Below are 427 nucleotides of genomic sequence, written 5' to 3' on the forward strand. Positions count from 1 at the left end.
CAGCAGCGCCGTGCCGCGCAGCCCGTCCGGCGACGACATGGGCGGCGGGCTCGCCGCCTCCGGCGCCTCGCCGCTCTGGGGCAGCCACAGCTCGACGTTGGTGCCGAGCCCCGGCCGGCTCTGGATCCCGAGCGCGCCACCGAGCTGGGAGGCGAGGCCGTGCGCCATGCTGAGGCCCAGGCCCGTGCCCTTGCCCACGCCCTTGGTCGAGAAGAAGGGCTCCACGGCGCGGGCGAGCGTGGCCTCGTCCATGCCGGTGCCGGTGTCGGCCACCGACAGGCGCACGTAGCGGCCGGGCGCGAGCTTCGGAGCCTGGTCCAAGGGGCGCTTCCGTGCGCTCACTGCCCCGACCGTTTCGGCCGTCGCGCTGATCCGGAGCGTGCCACCGTCCGGCATGGCGTCCCGCGCGTTCACCGCGAGGTTCAGG

1 protein-coding gene is annotated in these 427 nt (G+C 75.6%); it reads right to left on the minus strand.

Going from position 1 to position 427, the window contains the following annotated elements; all coding sequences use genetic code 11:
- Positions 1–414 (minus strand): ATP-binding protein (locus D7Y13_RS43405; protein WP_279637212.1); only part of this gene is annotated, 414 nt, incomplete at its 3' end.
- Between the last annotated feature and the right edge of the window lie 13 nt (positions 415–427).

Source organism: Corallococcus praedator, assembly GCF_003612125.1.
GTDB lineage: Bacteria > Myxococcota > Myxococcia > Myxococcales > Myxococcaceae > Corallococcus > Corallococcus praedator.